The 1,558-nt window shown below is 66.9% G+C and carries 2 protein-coding genes and 1 pseudogene; all 3 read left to right on the top strand.

Annotation, left to right across the window (positions count from 1 at the left end; genetic code table 11):
- Positions 1-521: pseudogene (locus C100_RS31950) on the top strand (TonB-dependent receptor); the annotation flags it as partial.
- A 75-nt stretch (positions 522-596) separates the two neighbouring features.
- Positions 597-1,031, top strand: a complete 435-nt coding sequence (locus C100_RS31955) for a response regulator (protein WP_024019088.1) — start codon at positions 597-599, stop codon at positions 1,029-1,031.
- Between the two features lie 97 nt (positions 1,032-1,128).
- Entirely contained in the window at positions 1,129-1,515 is a 387-nt protein-coding gene (gene crcB, locus C100_RS31960; RefSeq protein ID WP_024019089.1) for a fluoride efflux transporter CrcB, read from the top strand.
- Positions 1,516-1,558 lie beyond the last annotated feature (43 nt).

The raw sequence follows: 1,558 nt of genomic DNA on the forward strand, positions 1-1,558 counted from the left end.
GGCTGAGCCTCAGCCTCTATCACACCTGGCATCTGACCGAGAGCATCCTGATCGCGCCCGGCGTGCCGGAACTCGACCTGCTGAACGGCGACGCCACCGGATCGTCGGGCGGCCAGCCCCGGCATGAGATCAAGGCGCGGCTGGGCTATTCCAACAATGGCATCGGCGCGCGGCTGGGCGTCAACTGGGAAAGCGGCACCCATGTCGATGGCGCGCTGAGCGGGACCAGCGCCGGCAGTTCGCGGCTGGAATTCGGCAGCCTGGCCACGGCGAACCTGCGCATCTTCGCCAATCTGGGCCAGATGCCCAGCCTGGTGAAGAATGTGCCCTTCCTGCGCGGGGCGCGCGTGTCGGTCGGCGTCGACAATATCTTCAACCAGCGGCGCGAAGTGCGCGACGCCACCGGCATGACGCCGCTGCGCTATCAGCAGGATTATCTCGATCCATTGGGCCGCACCATTTCGATCAGTTTCCGCAAACTCTTCTCCCCCAATTTCGGTGGCGGTGGGCCGCGTGGTTAAATAGCCGTTAGCCACGGCTAAAGCCGGTCCTTTCCCGGCCGTTATGACGATCATGTCGGTTTGGGGAGACGAGGGATGAAACCCGTCAGGCTTGTGGTGGTCGATGATTCGCTGACGATCCGCGCGATGATCGAAACGTTGCTGGAACAGGATCGCCGCGTCGAGGTGGTGGGCATCGCCCGCGACGGCGAGGAAGCGATGGCGATGATCCGGCGGGAAAAGCCCGATGTGGTGACGCTGGACATCGCCATGCCCGGCCGCGACGGCATGGCGATACTGGACGAGATCATGGGGCTGGACCCCTGCCCCGTCATCATGTTGTCCAGCCTGTTGCGCGATGGCGCGCCGATCGTCGCCGAAGCGATGGGCCGGGGCGCGGCCGCCTGTTTCAACAAGGCGATGATCGTGCGCGAGGCGCGGCGCTTCGTCGCGCTGATCCGCGACATCGGATGCGGCCATGGCGTCGCCGAACCCGATATGGCGCCCGCGCCGCTCGCCATCGCCGCCTGAGCCGGGCCGCCCATGGCCCGCAGGCATCGGCAGGCGCGATCATGGCGGTCCGATTGCGACCTTTCCCCTGTAGCCGATTCGCTATAGGGCGCATGACATGACCAATTTATTTCTCGTGATGGGCGGCGGCGCGGCAGGCGCGGCGCTGCGCTATCAGCTCGGGCGTTTCGCCGGGCATGTTGCGCCCGGCGCCACCTGGCCCTGGGGCACATTCGCCGCCAATCTGATCGGCGGTTTCGCCATGGGGATGCTGGCCGGATGGCTGGCGCGCGGCAGCGCTACGCCGGGCGAGCCGTTGCGGCTGTTGCTGGGCGTCGGGATGCTGGGTGGCTTCACCACCTTTTCCGCCTTCAGCCTGGAAACCATGTTGATGATCGAACGCGGCCAGACCGTGCTGGCGCTCGGCTATGCGCTGGCGTCGGTTACCGGCGCGGTGGCTGCGCTGGCGCTGGGCCTTTCCGTCATGCGCGGGGTCGCGGCGTGAAGGGCGGCATGAAAGGGCGTCCCCCCGGCAAGGGCGGGGCGGG

Source organism: Sphingobium sp. C100, from assembly GCF_000508185.1.
Taxonomy (GTDB): Bacteria; Pseudomonadota; Alphaproteobacteria; order Sphingomonadales; family Sphingomonadaceae; genus Sphingobium.

Bases quoted from the DNA above. Each gene is read 5' to 3' on its own strand.
- C100_RS31955 (WP_024019088.1), top strand. From the start codon at position 597: ATGAAACCCGTCAGGCTTGTGGTGGTCGATGATTCGCTGACGATCCGC.
- crcB (WP_024019089.1), top strand. From the start codon at position 1,129: ATGACCAATTTATTTCTCGTGATGGGCGGCGGCGCGGCAGGCGCGGCG.